Here is an 827-nt window from a genome sequence, read left to right as displayed (position 1 = left end):
TGTCGAGATTCTTGGAAGTAATCGGATTGATTTGAACAAGTAGGCGGAATACAAGGTAGAGAATGAGCGGAACAGTGAGTCGTCTTGTGCTCACGTCTAACGCTGTCAAGGAAGAGAGATCTGAGGGAGTATGGCTGTGCTGTAGCAGGTTGCCAGCCGGGTCGTAGCCAAACGCAATCGCCCCGCGCACGCTGTCGCGCAGTTCGGCCAGTTCGCCCGATGGGTGGTAGCGGTAGCTGCGCCACAGCCGGCCTTGCCCCGCCCCGGGCAGATCCGACTCCGCCGCTGCGCCGGCTGCCTGCATCGTACGCCGGCCGAGCAGGTCGTAGCCGGTGCGCTGGCTGATCCTGCCCTGGGTGCGCCGCACTTCGCGGTGCAGCTCGTCGCGCTCGAAGTCGCTGATGACGCGCTCGCCGCTGCGGATCTGGTGCACGTGGCCCGAGCCGTAGGCGAGGGTGTCGATCCGCGGACCATGCGGCAGGCCCAGGCTCGTCAGGTTGTCGAGCTCGTCCAGCGTGTAGTCGACCGTGCCGTTGGCGGCATGCTCGGCAACGAGGCGGCCGGCCTGGTCGTAGGTGAAGCGCACGCTGTCGGGCTTGATGCCCAGTGCGGTGCCGGTGCCGCTCGGGATGCGCTCGGCGGCAAGCAGGCGGTCTGCCTCGTCCCAGGTATAGCTGGTCAAGGCGGTGGCCGTGGCCTGGGACAGGAGCCGGCCCATGCTGTCGCGTTCGAAGCGGGTGCTGCGCCGTGCGCGCTCTGCCGTGCCCGCAACCGGGGCGCCGACCGTTTCCAGTGAAGACAGTTCGCCCGCGCCGTCATAGCGCAGG

General features: G+C 67.0%; 1 pseudogene. It reads right to left on the bottom strand.

The features are described from left to right. Positions 1–827, bottom strand: a pseudogene (locus tag LCI23_RS07595) (hypothetical protein); the annotation flags it as partial.

This window comes from Massilia sp. MS-15, assembly GCF_020176695.1.
Classification (GTDB): domain Bacteria; phylum Pseudomonadota; class Gammaproteobacteria; order Burkholderiales; family Burkholderiaceae_D; genus Telluria; species Telluria hydrophila.
The sequence above is the reverse complement of the archived record's forward strand: the minus strand, read 5'-3'. Positions and strand labels throughout refer to the sequence as shown.